Genomic DNA, 18,811 nt, shown 5'->3' with positions numbered 1-18,811 from the left:
GTCATAACGCTGAAGGCGTTGAACGTTAATCAAGCGATGCGTAAATACTCCGAATTTGTTCTCTTAACTTAGCGTGCACAATCGGTTGTGCATTATACAGCATTGACCCATTATGAAATCACGTCAATGCTACTTTTATCTATTTCAAGGAGCGGTTACGTGGTAAGCGAGTCACCTAAGCGGCTAACCATTTACGATCTGGCTAGGCTTGCCGACACCTCGCCGAGTACCGTCAGTGCGGTGCTCAACGGTTCTTGGCAACGGCGTCGTATTAGCCAAAAGCTAGCCGACAAAATCCTTTCTCTAGCCGACAGCGAAGGCTACTCTGCCAATATGCAGGCACGCGCGCTGCGCCGAGAGCGCTCAGGTATTATCGGCATGATTCTGCCGCTCTACGACAACCGCTATTTCAGCTCGATTGCCCAGCATTTTGAAGCTCAGGCGCGCCAGCGTGGGCTGTTTGCGATTGTCGCCTGCACCAACCGCGACCCGGCGCAGGAGCGCGAGGCAGCGCGCATGATGCTCGGCTACCGGGTCGAGTGTTTGGTCAGTACCGGGGCGACTGATCCCGACACTATCTCTGCCATGTGCGACGAAAGCGGCGTGGCGAGTATTAACTTAGATTTGCCCGGTAGTAAGGCACCTTCGGTGATTTCCGATAACCGGGAAGGCGCGCGGCAGCTCACCAACGCCATTCTTGACCGCTTGGCCGGGCAGGCTGCGCGTGACGACGCTATCCTGTTTATTGGCGGGCGAAGCGAGGATCACAATACGCGCGAACGTATCGCCGGTTTCTCTCAGGCCCGCGCTGAACGTGGGTTGTCCACCTCGGAGGCGGACATCCTTCCCTGCGACTATGCCGCCGATAAGGCTCAGGTCGCGTTAGAGGCATATATGCGCCCCCGCTCCACGCTTCCCAGCGCGATGTTCGTCAACTCAACGATTTCGCTGGAGGGAGTCGTGCGCTGGCTTCAGCAGGGCGGCTACCAGCTAGATGACATGATTGTGGGGTGTTTTGACTGGGACCCGCTGGCCGCCGCGTTTCACCCTCACCTGATCATGGCGCGACAAAGCGTGGGCGAGATGATTGATCGCGTCTTCGAGGTGATTGATACGCCATCGCCGGACGCCCGTCTGCTCATCGAAGTGCAGCCAGACATCATTGGTGTGTGATCTTTGCCCCTTCGCGCAGCACTGACCGCGCCGAATGAATAGGCGAGTGAATTGAAAACAAGAGTGGTGGCAAATGCTCTACACTTCCATCACGCCAATCTCTCTACAGGTTATTCAATGACGCACAGCATGACCGCCTTTGCCCGCACCGAGCAGGCCGCCCCCTTTGGCACCCTGCAGGTCGAAATTCGCTCGGTGAATCAGCGCTACCTAGAGCCACATTTCCGCCTACATGAAAGCCTACGGGATTTAGAACCGGTGCTGCGCGAAGCACTGCGTACTCGCCTGGCCCGTGGCAAAGTGGAGTGCAGCGTGCGGTTCGAGAGTTCCGAAACTGCTCAAGCGCCGGCGGTGAACGCCCAGCGGTTAAAAGAGATTGCCGACGCCCTAGTCGCCATTCAGCAGCAGGTGCCCAGAGCCGTGCCGCCCACCACGCTCGCGCTTCTCAATCAGCCCGGCGTAATGGAAACCCAACACCTGGATCAAGACGCCATCAAAGCAGCTGCTAAAACTCTGTTCGACCAGGCGTTGAATGAACTGATCGACGCGCGCGCCCGTGAAGGTGAAAAGCTCGCCGAGATGATCACCTCTCGCCTGACAGCGGTAAGCGAGCAGGTCGCTACCGTCAAAAGCCTGCTGCCGCAGATTCTGGAGCGCCAGCGCGCTCAATTGCTGGAGCGTTTGGAGGTCGCCAAGACCGAACTCGACCCGCAACGCCTGGAAGCCGAGCTGGTGCTGGTGGCGCAAAAAGCCGACGTAGACGAAGAACTGGACCGCCTAACCGCGCACATCGACGAAGTGCGCCACCAGCTCGCCCAGAAAGGCCCTAAAGGCCGCCGCCTGGATTTCCTGATGCAGGAGCTTAACCGCGAAGCCAACACGCTCTCGTCGAAATCTGTGGTGGCCGAGACGACCCGCTGTGCGGTAGAACTGAAGGTGCTGATTGAGCAGATGCGCGAGCAAATACAGAACATTGAGTAGATTATTTAGCACGCTGAGGAGCGTTGCCAGAACTATGTTTATGCGAGTGTGTGAAGTGATCGCGGCCAGTAACAGTAGACGCTTCAGCAACCTAATACGTTGCGATGAGACCATGGCAAGAGAGGTAACATTAATGCAGACAAAAATCGTATATCCACTATCCAGCTGCCTACCGACATGAAACATGGTACTTATTGACTGTGCTGGTATTGCCGCAGAGGGCAAAATTGCTAGATCTTTTTCGCAAAATTAATCAGTAACGGCAGGCCTTAATGGCCCGCCAATTCCTTATTTTAAAACCACTTTTTGCGAGATTTACTCAGCTTCCGCGATAGGTAGAATACCCATAAGGGCTAAGCAGCAAAGGCACATGATAATGCTGCTCGGTATCGTCCACTTGGAAGGGCACGGGGATATTGGGGAAGAATGTGTCAGTATCATGCGCCTCAAACCATTCGCCAGTTTCGAATGTCACCCGATAAACACCGGATATGAACGTTTCATCGGCTGGATAAAGCGCTGATATACGGCCACTTTCGTCGGTAGTCGCGGTCGCTAACAATTCCCAACCGGTATCGGTGCGACGCTCAAGTTCAACGTCAACACCTTGTGACGGCTGACCGGTTTGAATGTTGAGCACATGGACGCTCAGCGGATTATCGGCCGCAAGCGCTGTCGTCGCGACACTGCTGAGAATAATACCGGCGAGTAGTGCAGAAAATGTTTTCATGAAAAATACCTTTATATCGTCGTTTTATGAAGATTGCAGTGAGTTAGGGAGCGTTAGCTATCGCCGATAACGTGTTCAATTGCCGTTAAGGCGCAACCCTCATCAATAGCAGAACCACCTGCACCAGCAACGCCGAGTGCTCCTATGAGTTCGCCCCCGAATCGTAGTGGTACGCCGCCACCTAACAACAGCAGCTCGTCTAGTGTGTTCAAGTTGGCTGATTCGGGATCCTGGCGAGCGTGCTCCGATAATGCACGGCTGGTGGTATTCGTCGACAGTGAGGTAAATGCCTTACGCTGCGCGGCCAACGTGTTGTGGGGGCCGATATTATCGTCGCGCTGCAAAGCGACCAGATTGCCACCGCGGTCAACAGCCGCCACGACAGCGGTCCGGCCATCGGCATGACAAGCTTCAAGAGAGGCATTCACTAGGCGATTAGCCATATCTAGCGAGAGGCTTTGCTGCTGGACAGGGCCTGTTCCGGCCAGCGCGCTGCCCGCCACTAAGAGGGCACCGAGCAGTGGCAGTCGAGCAAATCGTGATGTCATGAGAATATCCTTGTGAGTTGATGGTGACATCCTGACAGGCCGAGTGCGTCAATTACCTGACGGCAGCATTACAGATTTGTAATGTGACAAAGCGATTGATCTAGCTAATCTGTATCAATTTCGCGGGGAGGCGGTATGCGTATCCTAGTGGTAGAAGACGAGCACAAAACCGCAGACTATCTATGTAGGGGCCTGGGGGAGTCGGGATATCGTGTTGAGGTCGCCCTCAATGGATATGATGCGCAGCACTTGATCACCGAGAGCGAGTTTGATCTGATTATTCTTGACGTCATGCTGCCCGGTCTTGACGGCTGGCAGCTGCTGCAACTGATCCGTGGTCGTAGCCAAGTGCCGGTGCTGTTTTTGACGGCCATGGATGCGGTGGAGTATCGCGTCAAGGGGTTAGAGCTGGGTGCCGACGACTATTTGGTTAAACCGTTCTCTTTTGTCGAATTGCTAGCCCGAGTACGTACTCTATTGCGCCGCAGTCCACCTCGCGAGAGAGAGCATTTTCGTGCGGCTGATCTGGAAATGGACGTGCTGCGACGACGGGTGACTCGTCAAGGTGAGCGCATTGCTCTGACCAATAAGGAATTTTCATTACTGGAGCTGTTTCTTGATCGGGAAGGCGAAGTGTTATCGCGCACTTATATCGCTTCGCGGGTGTGGCAAATGAATTTTGACAGCGATACCAATGTCGTCGAAGTGGCCGTGCGTCGACTTCGTGCAAAAGTGGACGACCCTTATTCTCGTAAGCTGATACACACCGAACGTGGCATGGGTTACGTACTTGAGGACCGCGTTTGATGCCCGCTCTGAACTCCCTAGCGACTCGCCTGTCGCTGATGTTCGCGCTGGTCAGTGTGCTGCTGCTGGGCAGTATTGGTGCCTACCTCTATCACTCGTTAACACGTGAAATTGCTTGGCGTGATGATCAAATGCTACATGGACGTCTTGAGCGTATGCAAACGCTGCTCGATGACGCCGAGAGTATAGCTACGCTTCGCCAGCGTCCTAAGCTCTATGCCAATATGTTGGGCAATCGCGACAGCCTGTTGTGGATACTGGATGCCGAAGGCCAAGTGTTGATTGACGTCAACCCGAGCGACCTACCCGTGCCCCAGTTACCGATGACGGACACCATCCATTTTGAGAATACTACCGGCTCAATACAGGCAAGATTGGCATGGCAAACACTTGAACAAGGCGGGCGGCCGCTCACGCTTATCGCCGGTAAGTTGCTTGATGAGCGTCGTCAGATGCTGACGGCCTATCGGCTTCGACTTTGGTTGGCTCTTGTGATGGGCGCGCTACTTGCCTTCGTGCTCGGGTGGGGAGTCAGTCGGCACGGCCTAGAGCCGTTGCGCCGCTTGGCTGAACAGTCTAATCGCATCAACATAAGACAGTTGGATCGGCGCTTGAATGTCGCAGGAGAAGCAAAGGAAATCAGTGGCTTAAGCCATGGATTGAACCTAATGCTAGACCGGCTGGAAGAAGGTTTTTCTCAGCTGTCCCGACACTCCGCAGACATGGCCCATGAGCTGCGAACACCGTTAACCAACCTATTGGGACAAACACAGCATACGCTGCGGCGGGAAAGAGAGACTGCAGAATATCGGCAGGTGCTTGAATCGAATATTGAAGAGTACGAGCGTCTTTCGAGAATGATCGATAGCATGCTGTTTCTGGCACGGACCGAGAATCCTTCAACAGCGTTAACATTTGATGAAGTAGACCTCGGAGTATTGGTAGCTCAGCTATGTGATTACTTCGAAGGTATGGCGGAAGACGACGGACGAACGCTCGTCAATCAGTCGAGTGGTACCGTTGTTGCCAATCGCGATTTGCTACGCACAGCGTTGGCCAATCTGATCGCCAATGCGCTTCGCCACGGCCGTTCCGAAACGCCTATTCATATTACGACGATGAGCATGGAGGATCGGCTCGAACTACGCGTTCATAATCTCGGCACGGCCATCTCCCCTGATAACCTGCAACGGGTTTTCGAACGGTTTTATCGCTGTGATTCGGCGCGAGCCGGTGTAGCCGATTCAGGAGGACTAGGACTGGCCATCGTCCGTTCGATTATCCAATGGCACGGTGGTGACGTGCGTGTCGAAAGTAATAATGAAACAGGCACGACCTTTATTCTGTCACTACTGCGCTTGGGCATGTGAGCACCGTCTATTGCTGCTCAGTCGGTCTTCACTCGTGACGTCAGCCAGAGTAATGACGCCCTAAGTTTATTGTTGTGCCAGCTCGCCCAGAAGGGCCCTAAAGGCCGCCGCCTAGACTTCCTGATGCAGGAACCCAACCGTGAAGCCAACACGCTCTCGTCGAAATTCGTGGTGGCTGAGACGACCCGCTGCGCGGTGGAGCTGAAGGTGCTGATTGAGCAGATGCGCGAGCAGATACAGAACATTGAATAAGAGGTATTGATTTCATACCAATAACGATGATGCTTGATAAGAACAAGACGAACACTTTTGATAGCTAAAAGCGATCTTAAGCGGTACACAAAGTCGTTTAATATAAGGGCTGGTCTAACTGACCAGCCCTTATATGTTGACTTAAGGTGTGGCCAATTGAAGTTTTGGTGATAAGGCCTGCGGTGCGACTTTTAAGTCTAGAATGGCGGGGACGCCTGCATTTTTCGCATTGGAAAAAGCCGTTAGAAAATCCTCGTCGCTTGTCACCGTTGCTCCGTAGCCACCATACGCTTTTGCCAAAGCAGCAAAGTCGGGATTGATCATATCCGTTCCCGATGGGCGTCCAGGATAATGTCGCTCCTGGTGCATTCGGATTGTTCCATACATGCCGTTGTTGGAAATCAGCACAATGATATTAGCGCCGTACTGACAGGCAACGCCAAATTCTTGCATTGCCATTTGGAAGCAACCGTCGCCCGCTAGGCATATAACATCGCGTTCAGGATGTCGCAGCTTGGCAGCAATGGCTGCGGGTAAACCATAGCCCATTGAACCGCTCGTAGGCGCTAGCTGTGTTCGCCACCCACGGTAGCGATAATAGCGATGTAACCAAGCCGAATAGTTTCCCGCGCCATTCGTTAAGATGGCATCATCGCTGAGATCCTCGTTGAGGTGTGCAATGACACTCTCCATCCGCAGGTTGCCGGGCGTGCGTTGGGGCTGTTGCCACTCTTCATAATCAGCGCGGGCTTCTGTAATCCACTGCTTTCTGGATGTTTTTGGTGCTTCAGCCGCCTCTGCCAGCTGGCAAATGAATTCGGCGGCATTGGCAACAATGCCTAAATCAGGCCGATATACCCGGCCAATCTCAGAAGAATCAGCATGGACGTGGATAAGAGTCTGCTTTGGCATCGGTGGCGTAAGTAGCGTGTATCCACTCGTCGTCATTTCCCCTAGCCGACTGCCTAGTGCCAGGATAACGTCAGCATTACGCACTCGTTCAGCAAGCTTAGGGTTAATGCCAATACCAATATCGCCAATATAATTTGAGTGTCTGTTGTCTAAGTAATCCTGACACCGAAAAGAGGCTCCTACTGGCAAGCCTGCTTTATTCGCGAATTGCCCCAGTGCATCGGCCGCTCGTTGCGACCAAGAGCCTCCACCGGCAATGATTAAAGGGCGTTCAGCAGAGGCTAATAGCTCTAATACTGCATTCACATCGCTTTCTGCTGCTTTTCCTGAAGGCAATACGGCGGCGGGTACAATAGCGACGTCACCGCATTCGGAAGAAAGCATATCCTCGGGTAACGCAAGTACCACGGGGCCGGGCCGCCCGCTCTGTGCAACATGGAATGCATGGCTAATGTATTCTGGAATTCGGTCAACACGATCAATTTCTGCAACCCATTTTGCCAACGGATTAAACATGGCTCGATAATCCACCTCCTGGAAGGCTTCCCTATCGCGTTGGTCGCTAGCAACCTGGCCTATAAATAAGATCATGGGAGTGGAGTCTTGAAACGCAACATGCACGCCGCATGAAGCGTTGGTTGCGCCTGGTCCACGCGTCACGAAAGCGATACCTGGCTGGCCTGTTAGCTTACCGTCAGCTTCGGCCATCATCGACGCGCCACCTTCATTTCTGGCGACGATAGTTTCTACGCCAGATTCATAAAGGGCATCAAGCGCTGCCAAATAGCTTTCACCTGGAACACAGAATACGCGTTCTACGCCTTGTTTTTTTAGGGCTTCAACTAAGACGTGACCACCGTGACGTACATTGTTTTTGTTCATAGGTTTTGCCCTTATTCGTTATAAAAAGTCTTCACGCGCCGCGATACGCTCAGCGGCATGTTCAAAGCGAAGGCGTGTAGCCTGTCTAGCCAACGCGATATCTTGTGCAGCAAGCGCATCTCTTACAGCACGATGCTCGTTTATAATGGGGACGCCAAACTCAGACGCGGCTGCATTCTTGAGAAAAGCCGAACGCAAATTGCTTTGGATATTCCCCTCAATCATGCCAATAACTTCAATGTAATATTCATTACCTGAGGCTTCGGTGATGGAGCGATAAAAATCGAGCTCAATATCCACTCTAGATTCAAGAGCGCCATCGGGGCCCAGTGCATCCAGCCGCTCCATTTCAATGAAGCGCTCCTGGATACCCTGCATCTGCTTTATAGAGCGTTTTTCTGCAGCCAGGGCCGAAGCGCCCGCTTGAACTTCAGCGCGTAGCTGCAGCAATTTAATAATTTGTTGACGCTTTTCAAAGCAGCTAGGGCTAATGCGAAATGCAGAGCGGTTGCTGTTTTCAGTGATAAACGTTCCAACCCCACGCCGCGAATCAACGACACCGTCGTATTTCAGTAGCGAAATAGCTTCGCGTACCACCGTGCGAGCAACGCCAAAACTTTCAGACAGTACAGCCTCGGTCGGAAAACGGTCTCCTGGGCGTAACTGTCCATTTTCGATAGCCGCCGTAAGCGCCGCGGCTACCTCATCAGGTAGCCTGCGGGGCCGATCAATACGTTCAAACGTTACTGGTGTCTTCATCAGGGTACATTCCTAGATGCTTTATAAACTCTCACGCCGGTACATAGCTGAAAGCCAAATCAATGTTGCAAAGGATGAAGATTTATACCATAAACATAGCTGAAAAACAGTTGTCAGACAATAGGAAGTGATCTACTCTCCTGCTAAGTAAAAAATTCAAAAACAATAAGGAGTCACCAATGCCAGAGCTAAGAATTGGGTTTATAGGCCTGGGCGGTATGGGACGTGGTCTCGTTAAAAACCTCTGTGCTAAAGGATACAGCGTCACTGTATTCGACTTAGATTCAGACAAGATAGCCGATGCTGTTACGCATGGCGCAACGGCAGGAGCTTCAGCCGTCGAGATCGCGGCTAAATCTGATATTTTCGCTGTTTGTGTTACCACAGCAGAAGCCGTAAGAGCCTTGGCATTAGGCCCAGATGGCGCATTGGCAGCCTTACCCAAAGATGCTGTCTTTTTAGATCATACGACCGTCTCGGTTGAGCATGTAGACCTATTACGTGACGCTTGCGATAAAGCGGGCATTATTTACGCAGAAGCGCCTATGACTCGTACACCTGCTCACGCTGAGCGTGGCGAGGTTAATATTTTATTTGGTGGGGAAGAGTCACTACTGGAGCGTTTACGGCCAGTTTTTAAGACTTACTCCGAAAACATATTTCATGTCGGCCCATCAGGGCATGCAATCCGCCTTAAGCTGATACACAACTATATAGCATTCGCGAATGTGGCTTCTTGGTGTGAGGGCTTTGCTCTTGCCGCTAAAGAAGGGCTCGATATGTCGAAAGTTATTAATATTATTTCAGCAGCAGGTGGTAAGTCTGGAATGATGGATCTTTATGGCGACCTCACTCTAAGGCGTGACTTTACGCCACATATGTCGTTAGAAAACGCTCAAAAAGACGTTCGCTATTATGCAGAATGGCTGGGAAAAGCGGGAATGCCTGCTTTCATGGCTCAATCTGTACATAACACTTACGCTCTTGCTTCAATTATGGGGCACGGTAGCGAAAGCTGTACGGCTGTTATCAAAGCATACGAAGACCTTTCAGGTGTTCAAGCCTGCTTAAAAGAATAAGAATTATATTTTTCCAGTAGAACTCAATAATAAGTAACAACTAAAAAGAGACTCTCAAATGAACTATAAATATATTATTACAGGTACTTGTGCCTTTATTATTTCAAGCACCGTAAGTGCGCAAGAAATTACGCTTCGAATGGCACACTTTGCTGCGGAAACGCATCCCGGACATGAAGCGGCGTTGCAATTCGCTGAGAATGTAAGCCAAAGAACCAATAATGAAATTTCTGTTGAGCTTTATCCTGCTAATGAACTTGGTTCACCGCCTGAGCAATTAGAACAGACGGTTTTAGGTGTCGTCGATATGAATCTGCCCACTCAAGGTGGACTGGATAAATATGTTAAAGCATTCGGCACTGTCATGACTCCTTTTGCATTTGATAGCTATGAACAGGCGCACCGCGTTTTAGATGGGCCTTTCTATGACTGGGTTGCTCCCCAACTAGAGTCGCAAGGATTAGTCTTATTATCAAATTGGGAATATGGTTTCCGTCATATAACCAATAATGAGAGGCCAATTGAAACACCCGAAGACGTAAAAGGATTAAAACTACGTACTCCACCAGAGCTTCAAATTGTTGCCGCACTTGAAGCGCTTGGGGCTTCGACAGCACAAATTTCGTTTCCTGAGCTGCCTAACGCACTTAATCAAGGTGTCGTCGATGGACAGGAAAATCCGATTAGTGTTATATACCATTATAACTTAAACGATTTTCAAGATCATTTAGCCTTGACCCGACATGTATATAACTCAATGGTCCATGTGATTAATAAAAACACATGGGATTCGCTTACTCAAGAGCAGCAAACCATTATTAAAGAAGAGAGCCTAGCGGCTTCAGCGATGATGCGTGAAGCTGTTATGGCTCAAGAGGAAGAAGAGATTGCAGCGCTTAAAGAGCGTGGTATGCAGGTAACTGAACCTGATTTATCTCTTTTTGTTGAACTTATGGGGCCCGCTAGAGCACGTGTAGCGGAACATGTTGGGCAGGACAATATGGAAACCTTCCTGAACTTCTTAGATTAACCTATCAGGGTACAGTTTGGAGTGGCTGGTTTAGCGCTCCAAACTGACAAAAGGTATGAAATATGATTACTTTCTTGATTTTAGGATGCCTTGTTAGTTTAATTGGGATAGGTCTCTCTGTTGCTGTTTCATTAGGCCTGGTTTCGGTAGGGTTCTATGCTCTTCAGGGTAATCTCGACATTCTCGCAATGTTGCCCCAGCGTATGTTTTCCGCTACGACAGGATTCACGCTTCTAGCCATACCCTTTTTTATCCTGGCTGGTAATCTTATGAACACTGGTGGGATAACGCATAGGATATTTAATTTTGCGGATGCATGTGTCGGTCATATCCGTGGCGGGTTAGGTCAAGTTAACGTGCTTGCCTCTCTGTTCTTTTCTGGCATGTCAGGAGCCGCCGTTGCCGATGCAGCTGGTCTTGGGCAAGTTGAGCTTAAGGCAATGGCAGAACGCAACTATGATCCGGATTTTTCTGCTGCCATTACCGCTGCATCATCGACTATTGGGCCAGTATTTCCACCGTCGATCCCTTTCGTTTTATATTCCTCCATTACGGGTGTTTCTGTTGCGCAGCTATTTCTAGCCGGGGTTGTACCCGGTATTTTAATGGCTTTAGCACTTATGCTAGCCGTTTATATTCATGCTTTACGCCACAAGATGTCTCGTCGTGATCATATTGATTGGTTCGAAATAGGGCGCAGTTTTTTATCTGCATTGTTATCGTTATTAACACCGGTTATTATCATTGCTGGCATATTTGGAGGGCTGTTTACGCCGACTGAAGCAGGTGTTATGGCAAGCGCATACGCTCTTTTTCTCTCGATGGTTGTTTATCGAGAAATTAAGGTTTCTGATCTTCCTTCTATTCTTTGGGATACATTAACTCATACCGTGCGCGTTATGTTTGTGATTGCCGCAGCTGGCTTTTTTGGATGGTTATTGATACATCAGAGAGTTCCGAATCAGTTAGTTGAAACAATGCTTTCATTTTCAACCAATCCCGCAATAATAATGGCGATTATCGTTATAATATTATTAATCCTCGGGATGTTTTTAGAAGGTATTGCTGTAATCGTATTAACGGTACCGCTATTTTTTCCTGTGATCACACAAATCGGTGTAGACCCTGTTCATTTTGGCGTCATTATGATTATGTGCTCGATGGTTGGTCTGCTCACACCTCCTGTAGGTATGGTCTTGTTTGCAACATCATCTATAGCGAATATTACCGTTGGCAGGCTGTCACGTGCGTTGGTTCCTTATCTAATCGGTCTTTTTGCCGTTTTGTTAGCGGTTGTAATATTTCCTGAAATATCAACTTGGCTTCCTAGGCTGGTAATGAATCCATGAATAAATTAGATATAGCTATTGGTCATGTGTTGCGGGGCATCGCAATCCTGTGTTTATCCGCTTTATTCATTCTTCTCTTTGTGAACGTTTTTGCGCGCGGCTTTCAGCTTGCAAGCTTTGCTTGGCTGGATGAAGTAGTGCAAGGCTTATTTGCCTGGATGGTTTTTATGGGCGCAGCTGCTTTATGGAGAGAGGGATCTCACTTTAGAGTAGATTGGCTCGAAAAAACCTTAAGCCAACGATACGCCGCGCCGGTACTTAAAGGTTTGATAGCTTTATTATCCGTAGTGTTTTTTCTAACGATGGCTTGGTATGGCTGGCGGCTTACAGAAAGAAGCAGTGCATTAACTCCGGTTTTAAATTTACCTATTGGGCTTTTTTACGTATCAATCCCCATTGCCGGTGTGTTAATGAGTGCTTACTCGCTTAGAGATGTCTTTATAGCATTGAAAGAAATAAAAACTAATTCTATTAACTGTGAAAAGGAGCTACTAAATGATTTATGACCTAAGAACCTATACTTGCCGCCCCGGTACAATTAAAAAGCATATGAAATTATATGAGGATTATGGTTGGGACGTTCAATCTAAGCATTTGGGTTATCCGGTTGTTTATGGTGCTGTTGAAACGGGAAACGTGAACTCCTATGTTCACGTCTGGATGTATAAAGATGCAGACGATCGGGCTGCCAAACGCCGCGCTCTTCAAGCTGATCCAGAGTGGGCAACGTATCTTGCAAAAAGTGCCGAGGCTGGTTATTTGATCAATCAAGAAAATACAATCTTGAACGCGGCACCCTTTTTCGATCCTTTTAATAGTCTGGTCAATAGCCCCCGCTAGTACCATTTATAATAATTGATATTTTTTGCGCCAGTGGCTGCTCAGCCCTGGCGCAAAATTTTTTATAGATGATTGCCTTTTAATGAATGCAGCAACTCAAACACGAAGCTAGAGTGATTCCATCCCCATAAGTGGTCGCTGAAAGCACTCCCTCTGAGTGTTGGAACTCAATACGTTGATCGAGCCGTTCAGAGAACCAATCCAAAAGATGAGTCGCTTGAGCTACATTGATAAGTACACTATGACTAAAGATTGTTATAGAGCAAAAGAGGCGTATAATTTCTGACTATTAATTAGCGTGCTAATATAAGCGTGGTCTGTCGATGAAATTTATTAAAAACAACGCAGTAAAGACACTCCGTCTTTCCCGGCGTGAGCTGCTGGGTGGTATGGCGGCTGTTTCCGCTGCCGCCTTTTTCCCCTGGGCGACGCGTACCTGGGCGGATAGTCCCGGTGCTACCAGCGAGCAAGCAATCCAAGATTTTCTGATGCTTTCCGAGCGTTTAACCGGGAGAGAGGCGCTAGATGCCCGCATCGCCGGGCGCGTTTGGCAGGCATTGCTGGATAGCGACGAGCGCTTTGCTGATCGTCAGCGGTTGCTGGCCCAGGCGATGGATGATGCCAATCTTATCGATATGCGCAGCTTCAAAGCCTTTGCCGCTACCCAGCCAGAAGCGTTAACGCAAACGGCGGTGGCGATTATCAGCGCTTGGTATTTGGGCTTCACCGGCAGCGTGCAAGGTCATAGCGCGACCGATAACACCCGCTTTATTACCTATACCGGGGCACTGATGTTTGAGCCGACTATCGATGCCACGGTTATTCCGACGTATTCCCGCGGTCACTCCGACTATTGGGTCGATCCGCCTGCCAGCATCGCCACTGATTAATTCTTACTTATACCAAAGTACGCCCCCGGCCTGCTAATAGGTGTCGGGTCGAGCGTATTGATTCTTTTATTCAGGACCGTTTATTACCATGGCTACGCAATTTGACGCGGATGTGATTGTTATCGGCTCGGGCGCACTAGGCAACAACGCCGCCTTTGAGCTCGCTCAGCAGGGCAAATCGGTAATTATTCTTGAGGCGGGTGAGCATGTGCCGCGCTGGAAGATTGTTGAAAATTTCCGCACCTCTTCGCGCAAGGGAAATTTCAACGACCCTTACCCCAACGCACCGTGGGCGCCGACGTCGTACCAGGAAAATTATATCGAAAACACCGGCGATTTCGATCTGTTCCCCGGCATGTTGAAACTGGTCGGCGGCACCACGTGGCACTGGGCGGCGGCAACGTGGCGCTATATTCCCAACGATATGAAGCTTAAAACGCTTTACGGCGTAGGGCGCGACTGGCCGATTGAGTATGACGAGTTAGAGCCTTACTACGTGCGCGCTGAAAAAGCCTTGGGCGTTTCAGGCAGCGATACCGATGACCAAAGCGGCCAGGGTGGCGATGCTTGGCCGCCGCGCTCGGAGCCTTACCCCGTTTCCCCCGAGGGTGATACCTATTATTTTCAGCGCATTAGGGATCGAATCAGCGCTGAAGACTACCGTTTCATCCACGAGCCTAACGCTCGTACTCATAAGCCCTGGGACGGTCGCCCGGCGTGCAGCGGCAATAATAACTGCATGCCGGTATGCCCGATTGGCGCCATGTACAGCGGCGATGTCCACGCTCGCCATGCTGAAAACGCGGGCGCTAAGCTGATCACCGATGCTACCGCCTATCATCTTGAAAAAGGTGACAACGGTAAAATCGCGGCCGTGCACTATCGCAGCTCCAACGGTGACGACACTCGCCTGACCGCAAAGTACTTTATTGTCGCCGCCCACGGCCTGGAAACGCCCAAACTGCTGCTGCTTTCAGAGGTGGCCAACTCCTCGGATCAGGTGGGCCGTAACCTGATGGATCACACCGGCATGGGGCTTCAGTTTCTGGCCGATGAACCGGTCTGGCCGGGTCGCGGGCCTGTTCAGCAGGGCGGGATCTTCAACTGGCGCGATGGCGACTTTCGCCGCGAACACTCAGCCATTAAGCATGCATTAACCAATATGGTGCCCAACACGGCCGTCACTCAGCGCCTGCTGGATAATTTGATTGTAGGCCCGGAACTCGACGACCGAATCCGCCATGACGCCGCCCGCTGGGTAGATATCTCCACGGTGTTTGAGATGTTGCCCCATGCCCATAACACCGTTCGGCCCAGCACACGCTACAAGGATGCCTTGGGCATTCCCATGCTGACGGTTAACTACAGCGTAGATAACTACGTAAAAGCGGCGGCTGATGTCGCGAAACGTGACTACGCCAACTTTGTGCGCATCATGGGCGGCCAGGTCATCGAAGACGATACCGGCTGGCAAAACCGAGATCACTTAATGGGGACCGTGATCATGGGCGACAGAGCCGAAGACTCTGTAGTGAACGGCGAATGCCGCACCTGGGATCACGATAACCTGTTCCTTGCGACCACCGGTGTTATCCCCGCGTCAGGGGTGATCAATCCCACGCTTGCCGGTGTTGCTTTGAGTATTCGCATTGCCGACATCATCGCCAAGGAGATCTAACATGCGCTTGCCGTCCTTTTGGCTCCTAGGTGTCGCTTTTATGTTTTCGTTGGCCAGCCATGCAAGTGGTGCCGCTAGCCCCAGTAACGCAGCGAATGTGGATGACGAGCTGATCCAGCAAGGCGAGTATCTTGCGCGTGCCGCTGATTGTTCCGCCTGCCACCGTCCGCCGGAAGAGTCTGGGCAGCCTTTTGCAGGGGGTTACGTCATTGCCTCGCCCATGGGCGATATTATTGCCAGCAATATCACGCCCTCCCGCGAATATGGTATTGGCGACTACTCAGAAGCACAGTTTAAACGTGCGCTAACCGAAGGTATTCGTGCCGACGGCGCTCATCTTTATCCCGCCATGCCTTACACCGCGTATAGCGGCTTAACCGACGATGACATTCACGCGCTGTATAGCTACTTTATGCACGGGGTTGAAGCGGTCGACGAGCCGACGCCTGAAACATCGCTGCCGTTTCCCTTTAACCTCCGCGTGAGCATGGCCGCATGGAATTTCTTATTCCTGGATGACGCCTATACTCACGATCCGGAACAAAGTGACACTCTCAACCGTGGCCGCTATTTAGTCGATACGCTGGGGCATTGCAGCGCCTGCCATACGCCGCGTAACGCGCTGATGGGGGAAAACAATGACCGCTATCTGGCAGGGGCCAACGTCGGTGGATGGTATGCGCCTAATATTACCTCCGATGCCAGCGGGATCGGTAACTGGAGCGTTGAAGAGCTGGTGCAGTACCTGCGCACTGGCCACGTTGAGAACAAAGCACAAGCCGGTGGCGGCATGGCTGAGGCGATAGAGCACAGCCTGCGCTATTTAAGTGATGATGACCTGCACAGCATGGCGGTCTACTTGAAGCAGGTGCCACCCACGGCGATAGGCCCGGCCATTGATGTAAGCCAGGCACCCCGCGAAGTTGAACCCGTAAGCCCAGCCACGCTGGAGCCGCTGCGCAACGATGACCCTCAGGCCATGAGTGATGGTAAACGTACCGACGGCCAGACGCTTTATAACGGCGCCTGTGCCAGCTGCCACCAGATCGACGGGCAGGGCACCGATGATCAGTTCTACCCCTCGCTGATACACAATACCGCGACTCAGGGTGCCAACGCCGATAACCTGATTATGTCGGTATTGCAGGGCGTGCATCGCGAAATCGATGACTACACCGTGGCCATGCCCGCGTTTGGCGAGCAGCTAAACGATGAGCAGATCGCCGCCGTGAGTAACTACGTGCTGAGCCAGTTCGGCAACCCCGAGCTTGAAGTCGACGCTGCCCGCGTTACGGAGCTACGCCAAGGCGGCCCAACGCCGCTACTGGTGAAAGCCATGCCCTGGTTAATGGCGGCAGGCGTGATCTTCGCGCTTTTCGTGGTGGGGCTGATTGTTTTTTTGATACGGCGTAAAAGGCGGTAAGTGATGCTTTTAAAGTGGCGCCATCCGTTGGGGTGGCGTTGGTTGAGCGTTACTTATTGTCCGAGAACAAACCGAGCTTCTAATTCCCGCAGAAACCGGAAGGTATTGAGGCAGGGTACTTCGAATTGCTGGCAGATATTAGGTACTTTAACTTTTCGCGTATTAACGGCCGCGACAGCTTCATGCGTTACCACGCTGGCACCGATGACCTTAGCTTTGGCAATAATCCATGGGTCGGCTTTTGCCAGGAAATTATCGCGATTGCCGGGGTTATAGTCGCCTTCTATAACGAACTGCACGATTTCAGCGAACAGTAATTGTGTTTGCTCGTCGTCGTTGCTGATGAAGTGGTCTGGCCGTTCGCGGGCCCAAGCGGCGAGCTCATCCTTGCCTTCTTTTAGCTCGCGTCCAATCATATCAACACTGGCAATGGTGCCTAACGCAAACTGCTTATCCAGCCAGTCTCAGTAAGCAGGGCAAATATCCATTCCGTAGTACTGGTTTTTCGCTTGTATATAGGTATTTGCATCCAGTAGATATCTCAAATGCCTAGCTCCTTAGCGAAGCGCTCCATCTTATTCGGTTTGACCCCGCCTAGCAGGGCACTTGCTTCACTGACGACCGCTTTGGAAAAAAGCTGGCTGATTTGGGACTTTTTGGTCTGGTAGTACGTGGGGCCGCTACCACTTTCATTAGTTTTGTACTGCGCCTGCCGTTCAGCAATATAGCGGCCGTATTGCGCCTGAGAGATAAAATCGAGCGTCAACGCACCCCAGGTACTGACGTGAAAATGGGCCTCTAACGTGGATAAGTTATCTTGCCAGTGTGCTAAATCATGCTGCCAAAGAGCGCTAAGCTATTGTTCGGATACTAAAAACTCTGCTGCAGCGGCATTACAAAGCACTTCTTGCTGACGGTGCGTATTAGCGTTTCCATCGGAAATGCCAGACTGACCAATCCAGATATGGCACAACTCATAAATCAAGGTGAACAAGCGCGCACCTAGCGCATCGCCAAGATGCCCAACGCTTCGATTCGCTGGGTCAAATCGCGGTAATAGTCATTTCATTTGCCGCGCTTAGGGTGATCCGCTACTCCTAACTGGGAGCGCATGTCGGCTTGCCTACAATCACCCATCAATTTCCTAGAACGATTCGAAGAAAACTATTCGCTCCTCATCCTTTGGCCTAGGTTTTAAGCTAAAGGTAATTGTTAAGGAGCATTTTATGTCAGTAGACGCATCCACAAGCCCAGTCCGCCGTGTCATCGCCCAGCACCCGGCCAAGCGCGATGATATCGGTGATTTAACCACGCGTCGGCCGTTACCAGGGCCTGGTTTGGATCAGCTCGACCCGTTTCTGTTTTTGAATCACCACGGCCCGCAAACGTATCCGGCCAACAACCGTGGCCTGCCGTTTGGCCCGCACCCGCATCGCGGCTTTGAAACGGTGACGTTTATTTTAGAGGGGTCGCTGGCCCATGCTGACAGTGCCAGCCATCAAAGCGTGATTCATAAAGGTGGCGTGCAGTGGATGACGGCGGGTAGCGGCATCGTGCATGCGGAAATCTCGCCACCCGAGTTTCTGCGTGAGGGCGGCCCGCTGGAGATTCTGCAGCTGTGGGTTAATCTGCCGGCGCGTTTGAAAATGAGCGAGCCGCGCTATGTAGGGCTTCAGCAGTCGTCGATCCCGGCTATTCAATTGCCGGGCGGCGGCGAGCTGAACCTGATCGCCGGGCAGTGGCAGGAGCAGGCTGGCCCTATTGAAACGTTGACCGGCGTATTTATGTCGACGCTGAAACTGCCCGCTGGCACACGTGAGCAACTGCCCGTTACACCTGGGCGGCAGGTGTTTCTCTATGTGGTCGATGGCGATGTCACGGTGAGTGGTGAATCCGCGAAGCCGCATCATCTGATTGAAGTGGATCGTGATGGCGAGAGCCTCGACATCGAAGCCAGCAGCGACGCACGCCTGCTGTTTGGCCATGGCGAGGTGATCGACGAACCTGTCTACTCCCATGGGCCCTTCGTGATGACCACCCGCGAAGAGATTGCCCAGGCGGTAGAGGATTATCAGAATGGCAAGTTTGGTGGGTTGGACGCTTAGCCC

The 18,811-nt window shown here is 51.4% G+C and carries 19 protein-coding genes and 2 pseudogenes; 14 read left to right on the top strand and 7 right to left on the bottom strand.

The window, feature by feature from the left end; translation table 11 throughout:
• Positions 1-159: 159 nt before the first annotated feature.
• Both ACT3TR_RS08615 and ACT3TR_RS08610 read left to right on the top strand, forming a co-directional pair.
• Positions 160-1,173, top strand: a complete 1,014-nt coding sequence (locus tag ACT3TR_RS08615; protein WP_444624824.1) for a substrate-binding domain-containing protein — start codon at positions 160-162, stop codon at positions 1,171-1,173.
• A gap of 117 nt (positions 1,174-1,290) precedes the next feature.
• Positions 1,291-2,154, top strand: a complete 864-nt coding sequence (locus tag ACT3TR_RS08610; protein ID WP_444624825.1) for a YicC/YloC family endoribonuclease — start codon at positions 1,291-1,293, stop codon at positions 2,152-2,154.
• A 319-nt stretch (positions 2,155-2,473) separates the two neighbouring features.
• On the opposite strand, the gene uraH is transcribed toward ACT3TR_RS08610, so the two are convergent.
• Both uraH and ACT3TR_RS08600 read right to left on the bottom strand, forming a co-directional pair.
• Positions 2,474-2,884, bottom strand: coding sequence for a hydroxyisourate hydrolase (gene uraH / locus ACT3TR_RS08605; protein WP_096276815.1), 411 nt, complete (start codon positions 2,882-2,884; stop codon positions 2,474-2,476).
• 53 nt (positions 2,885-2,937) lie between these two features.
• Complete coding sequence (locus ACT3TR_RS08600) at positions 2,938-3,432, bottom strand: GlcG/HbpS family heme-binding protein (RefSeq protein ID WP_096276817.1); 495 nt, start codon at positions 3,430-3,432, stop codon at positions 2,938-2,940.
• A 135-nt stretch (positions 3,433-3,567) separates the two neighbouring features.
• Here ACT3TR_RS08600 and ACT3TR_RS08595 point away from each other — a divergent pair, with 135 nt between their 5' ends.
• From ACT3TR_RS08595 to ACT3TR_RS08585, 3 genes and pseudogenes are all read left to right on the top strand, one after another.
• Positions 3,568-4,239, top strand: a complete 672-nt coding sequence (locus ACT3TR_RS08595) for a heavy metal response regulator transcription factor (protein WP_096276819.1) — start codon at positions 3,568-3,570, stop codon at positions 4,237-4,239.
• A complete protein-coding gene (locus ACT3TR_RS08590) occupies positions 4,239-5,609 on the top strand; it encodes a heavy metal sensor histidine kinase (RefSeq protein WP_444624826.1) in 1,371 nt (456 codons plus the stop codon). The genes ACT3TR_RS08595 and ACT3TR_RS08590 overlap by 1 nt, the downstream gene beginning before the upstream one ends.
• 78 nt (positions 5,610-5,687) lie before the next feature.
• Positions 5,688-5,861, top strand: a pseudogene (locus tag ACT3TR_RS08585) (endoribonuclease YicC domain-containing protein); the annotation flags it as partial.
• Positions 5,862-6,002: 141 nt separating this feature from the next.
• On the opposite strand, the gene ACT3TR_RS08580 reads toward ACT3TR_RS08585, so the two are convergent.
• Entirely contained in the window at positions 6,003-7,655 is a 1,653-nt protein-coding gene (locus ACT3TR_RS08580) for a thiamine pyrophosphate-binding protein (RefSeq protein WP_444624827.1), read from the bottom strand.
• A gap of 18 nt (positions 7,656-7,673) precedes the next feature.
• Positions 7,674-8,414, bottom strand: a complete 741-nt coding sequence (locus ACT3TR_RS08575) for a FadR/GntR family transcriptional regulator (RefSeq protein ID WP_444624828.1) — start codon at positions 8,412-8,414, stop codon at positions 7,674-7,676.
• 179 nt (positions 8,415-8,593) lie between these two features.
• On the opposite strand from ACT3TR_RS08575, the gene ACT3TR_RS08570 reads away from it, so the two are divergent.
• The 8 genes from ACT3TR_RS08570 (at position 8,594) to ACT3TR_RS08535 (ending at position 16,703) form a co-directional block, all read left to right on the top strand.
• Positions 8,594-9,493, top strand: coding sequence for an NAD(P)-dependent oxidoreductase (locus tag ACT3TR_RS08570; protein ID WP_444624829.1), 900 nt, complete (start codon positions 8,594-8,596; stop codon positions 9,491-9,493).
• A gap of 58 nt (positions 9,494-9,551) precedes the next feature.
• Positions 9,552-10,523, top strand: a complete 972-nt coding sequence (locus ACT3TR_RS08565; RefSeq protein ID WP_444624830.1) for a TRAP transporter substrate-binding protein — start codon at positions 9,552-9,554, stop codon at positions 10,521-10,523.
• Positions 10,524-10,585: 62 nt separating this feature from the next.
• Positions 10,586-11,872 (top strand): TRAP transporter large permease, encoded by a 1,287-nt coding sequence (locus ACT3TR_RS08560; protein ID WP_444624831.1) that lies wholly within the window; start codon positions 10,586-10,588, stop codon positions 11,870-11,872.
• A complete protein-coding gene (locus tag ACT3TR_RS08555) occupies positions 11,869-12,378 on the top strand; it encodes a TRAP transporter small permease (RefSeq protein ID WP_444624832.1) in 510 nt (169 codons plus the stop codon). The genes ACT3TR_RS08560 and ACT3TR_RS08555 overlap by 4 nt, the downstream gene beginning before the upstream one ends.
• Positions 12,368-12,712 (top strand): NIPSNAP family protein, encoded by a 345-nt coding sequence (locus tag ACT3TR_RS08550; RefSeq protein WP_444624833.1) that lies wholly within the window; start codon positions 12,368-12,370, stop codon positions 12,710-12,712. Before ACT3TR_RS08555 ends, ACT3TR_RS08550 begins: the two co-directional genes overlap by 11 nt.
• Before the next feature lie 323 nt (positions 12,713-13,035).
• Entirely contained in the window at positions 13,036-13,602 is a 567-nt protein-coding gene (locus ACT3TR_RS08545; RefSeq protein WP_096276823.1) for a sugar dehydrogenase complex small subunit, read from the top strand.
• 88 nt (positions 13,603-13,690) lie between these two features.
• Positions 13,691-15,280 carry a GMC family oxidoreductase gene (locus ACT3TR_RS08540; protein ID WP_193063018.1) on the top strand — a complete coding sequence of 530 codons (1,590 nt, stop codon included), beginning with the start codon at positions 13,691-13,693 and terminating at the stop codon, positions 15,278-15,280.
• 1 nt (position 15,281) lies between these two features.
• Complete coding sequence (locus tag ACT3TR_RS08535; RefSeq protein ID WP_444624834.1) at positions 15,282-16,703, top strand: c-type cytochrome; 1,422 nt, start codon at positions 15,282-15,284, stop codon at positions 16,701-16,703.
• A 53-nt stretch (positions 16,704-16,756) separates the two neighbouring features.
• On the opposite strand, the pseudogene ACT3TR_RS08530 reads toward ACT3TR_RS08535, so the two are convergent.
• The 3 genes and pseudogenes from ACT3TR_RS08530 to ACT3TR_RS08520 form a co-directional block, all read right to left on the bottom strand.
• Positions 16,757-17,248 (bottom strand): annotated as a pseudogene (locus tag ACT3TR_RS08530) (DUF4411 family protein).
• Positions 17,245-17,469 carry a hypothetical protein gene (locus ACT3TR_RS08525; protein ID WP_441684950.1) on the bottom strand — a complete coding sequence of 75 codons (225 nt, stop codon included), beginning with the start codon at positions 17,467-17,469 and terminating at the stop codon, positions 17,245-17,247. The pseudogene ACT3TR_RS08530 and the gene ACT3TR_RS08525 overlap by 4 nt, the downstream one beginning before the upstream one ends.
• Positions 17,470-17,559: 90 nt before the next feature.
• Entirely contained in the window at positions 17,560-17,697 is a 138-nt protein-coding gene (locus ACT3TR_RS08520) for an ImmA/IrrE family metallo-endopeptidase (protein WP_441684952.1), read from the bottom strand.
• A 232-nt stretch (positions 17,698-17,929) separates the two neighbouring features.
• Between ACT3TR_RS08520 and ACT3TR_RS08515 the strand changes: the two genes are divergently transcribed.
• Complete coding sequence (locus ACT3TR_RS08515) at positions 17,930-18,808, top strand: pirin family protein (protein WP_444624835.1); 879 nt, start codon at positions 17,930-17,932, stop codon at positions 18,806-18,808.
• Positions 18,809-18,811: the final 3 nt, after the last annotated feature.

Origin of the sequence: Halomonas sp. AOP12-B1-6 (assembly GCF_052379225.1) — a bacterium.
Lineage (GTDB): Bacteria > Pseudomonadota > Gammaproteobacteria > Pseudomonadales > Halomonadaceae > Vreelandella > Vreelandella casei.
The sequence above is the reverse complement of the archived record's forward strand: the minus strand, read 5'-3'. Positions and strand labels throughout refer to the sequence as shown.

Excerpts from the sequence above, each read along its gene's own strand:
- ACT3TR_RS08575 (WP_444624828.1), bottom strand. The coding sequence starts at position 8,414 with ATGAAGACACCAGTAACGTTTGAACGTATTGATCGGCCCCGCAGGCTA.
- ACT3TR_RS08535 (WP_444624834.1), top strand. The coding sequence starts at position 15,282 with ATGCGCTTGCCGTCCTTTTGGCTCCTAGGTGTCGCTTTTATGTTTTCG.
- ACT3TR_RS08555 (WP_444624832.1), top strand. The coding sequence starts at position 11,869 with ATGAATAAATTAGATATAGCTATTGGTCATGTGTTGCGGGGCATCGCA.
- ACT3TR_RS08540 (WP_193063018.1), top strand. The coding sequence starts at position 13,691 with ATGGCTACGCAATTTGACGCGGATGTGATTGTTATCGGCTCGGGCGCA.
- ACT3TR_RS08550 (WP_444624833.1), top strand. The coding sequence starts at position 12,368 with ATGATTTATGACCTAAGAACCTATACTTGCCGCCCCGGTACAATTAAA.
- ACT3TR_RS08560 (WP_444624831.1), top strand. The coding sequence starts at position 10,586 with ATGATTACTTTCTTGATTTTAGGATGCCTTGTTAGTTTAATTGGGATA.
- ACT3TR_RS08600 (WP_096276817.1), bottom strand. The coding sequence starts at position 3,432 with ATGACATCACGATTTGCTCGACTGCCACTGCTCGGTGCCCTCTTAGTG.
- ACT3TR_RS08570 (WP_444624829.1), top strand. The coding sequence starts at position 8,594 with ATGCCAGAGCTAAGAATTGGGTTTATAGGCCTGGGCGGTATGGGACGT.
- ACT3TR_RS08590 (WP_444624826.1), top strand. The coding sequence starts at position 4,239 with ATGCCCGCTCTGAACTCCCTAGCGACTCGCCTGTCGCTGATGTTCGCG.
- ACT3TR_RS08595 (WP_096276819.1), top strand. The coding sequence starts at position 3,568 with ATGCGTATCCTAGTGGTAGAAGACGAGCACAAAACCGCAGACTATCTA.
- ACT3TR_RS08565 (WP_444624830.1), top strand. The coding sequence starts at position 9,552 with ATGAACTATAAATATATTATTACAGGTACTTGTGCCTTTATTATTTCA.
- uraH (WP_096276815.1), bottom strand. The coding sequence starts at position 2,884 with ATGAAAACATTTTCTGCACTACTCGCCGGTATTATTCTCAGCAGTGTC.
- ACT3TR_RS08515 (WP_444624835.1), top strand. The coding sequence starts at position 17,930 with ATGTCAGTAGACGCATCCACAAGCCCAGTCCGCCGTGTCATCGCCCAG.
- ACT3TR_RS08580 (WP_444624827.1), bottom strand. The coding sequence starts at position 7,655 with ATGAACAAAAACAATGTACGTCACGGTGGTCACGTCTTAGTTGAAGCC.
- ACT3TR_RS08545 (WP_096276823.1), top strand. The coding sequence starts at position 13,036 with ATGAAATTTATTAAAAACAACGCAGTAAAGACACTCCGTCTTTCCCGG.
- ACT3TR_RS08610 (WP_444624825.1), top strand. The coding sequence starts at position 1,291 with ATGACGCACAGCATGACCGCCTTTGCCCGCACCGAGCAGGCCGCCCCC.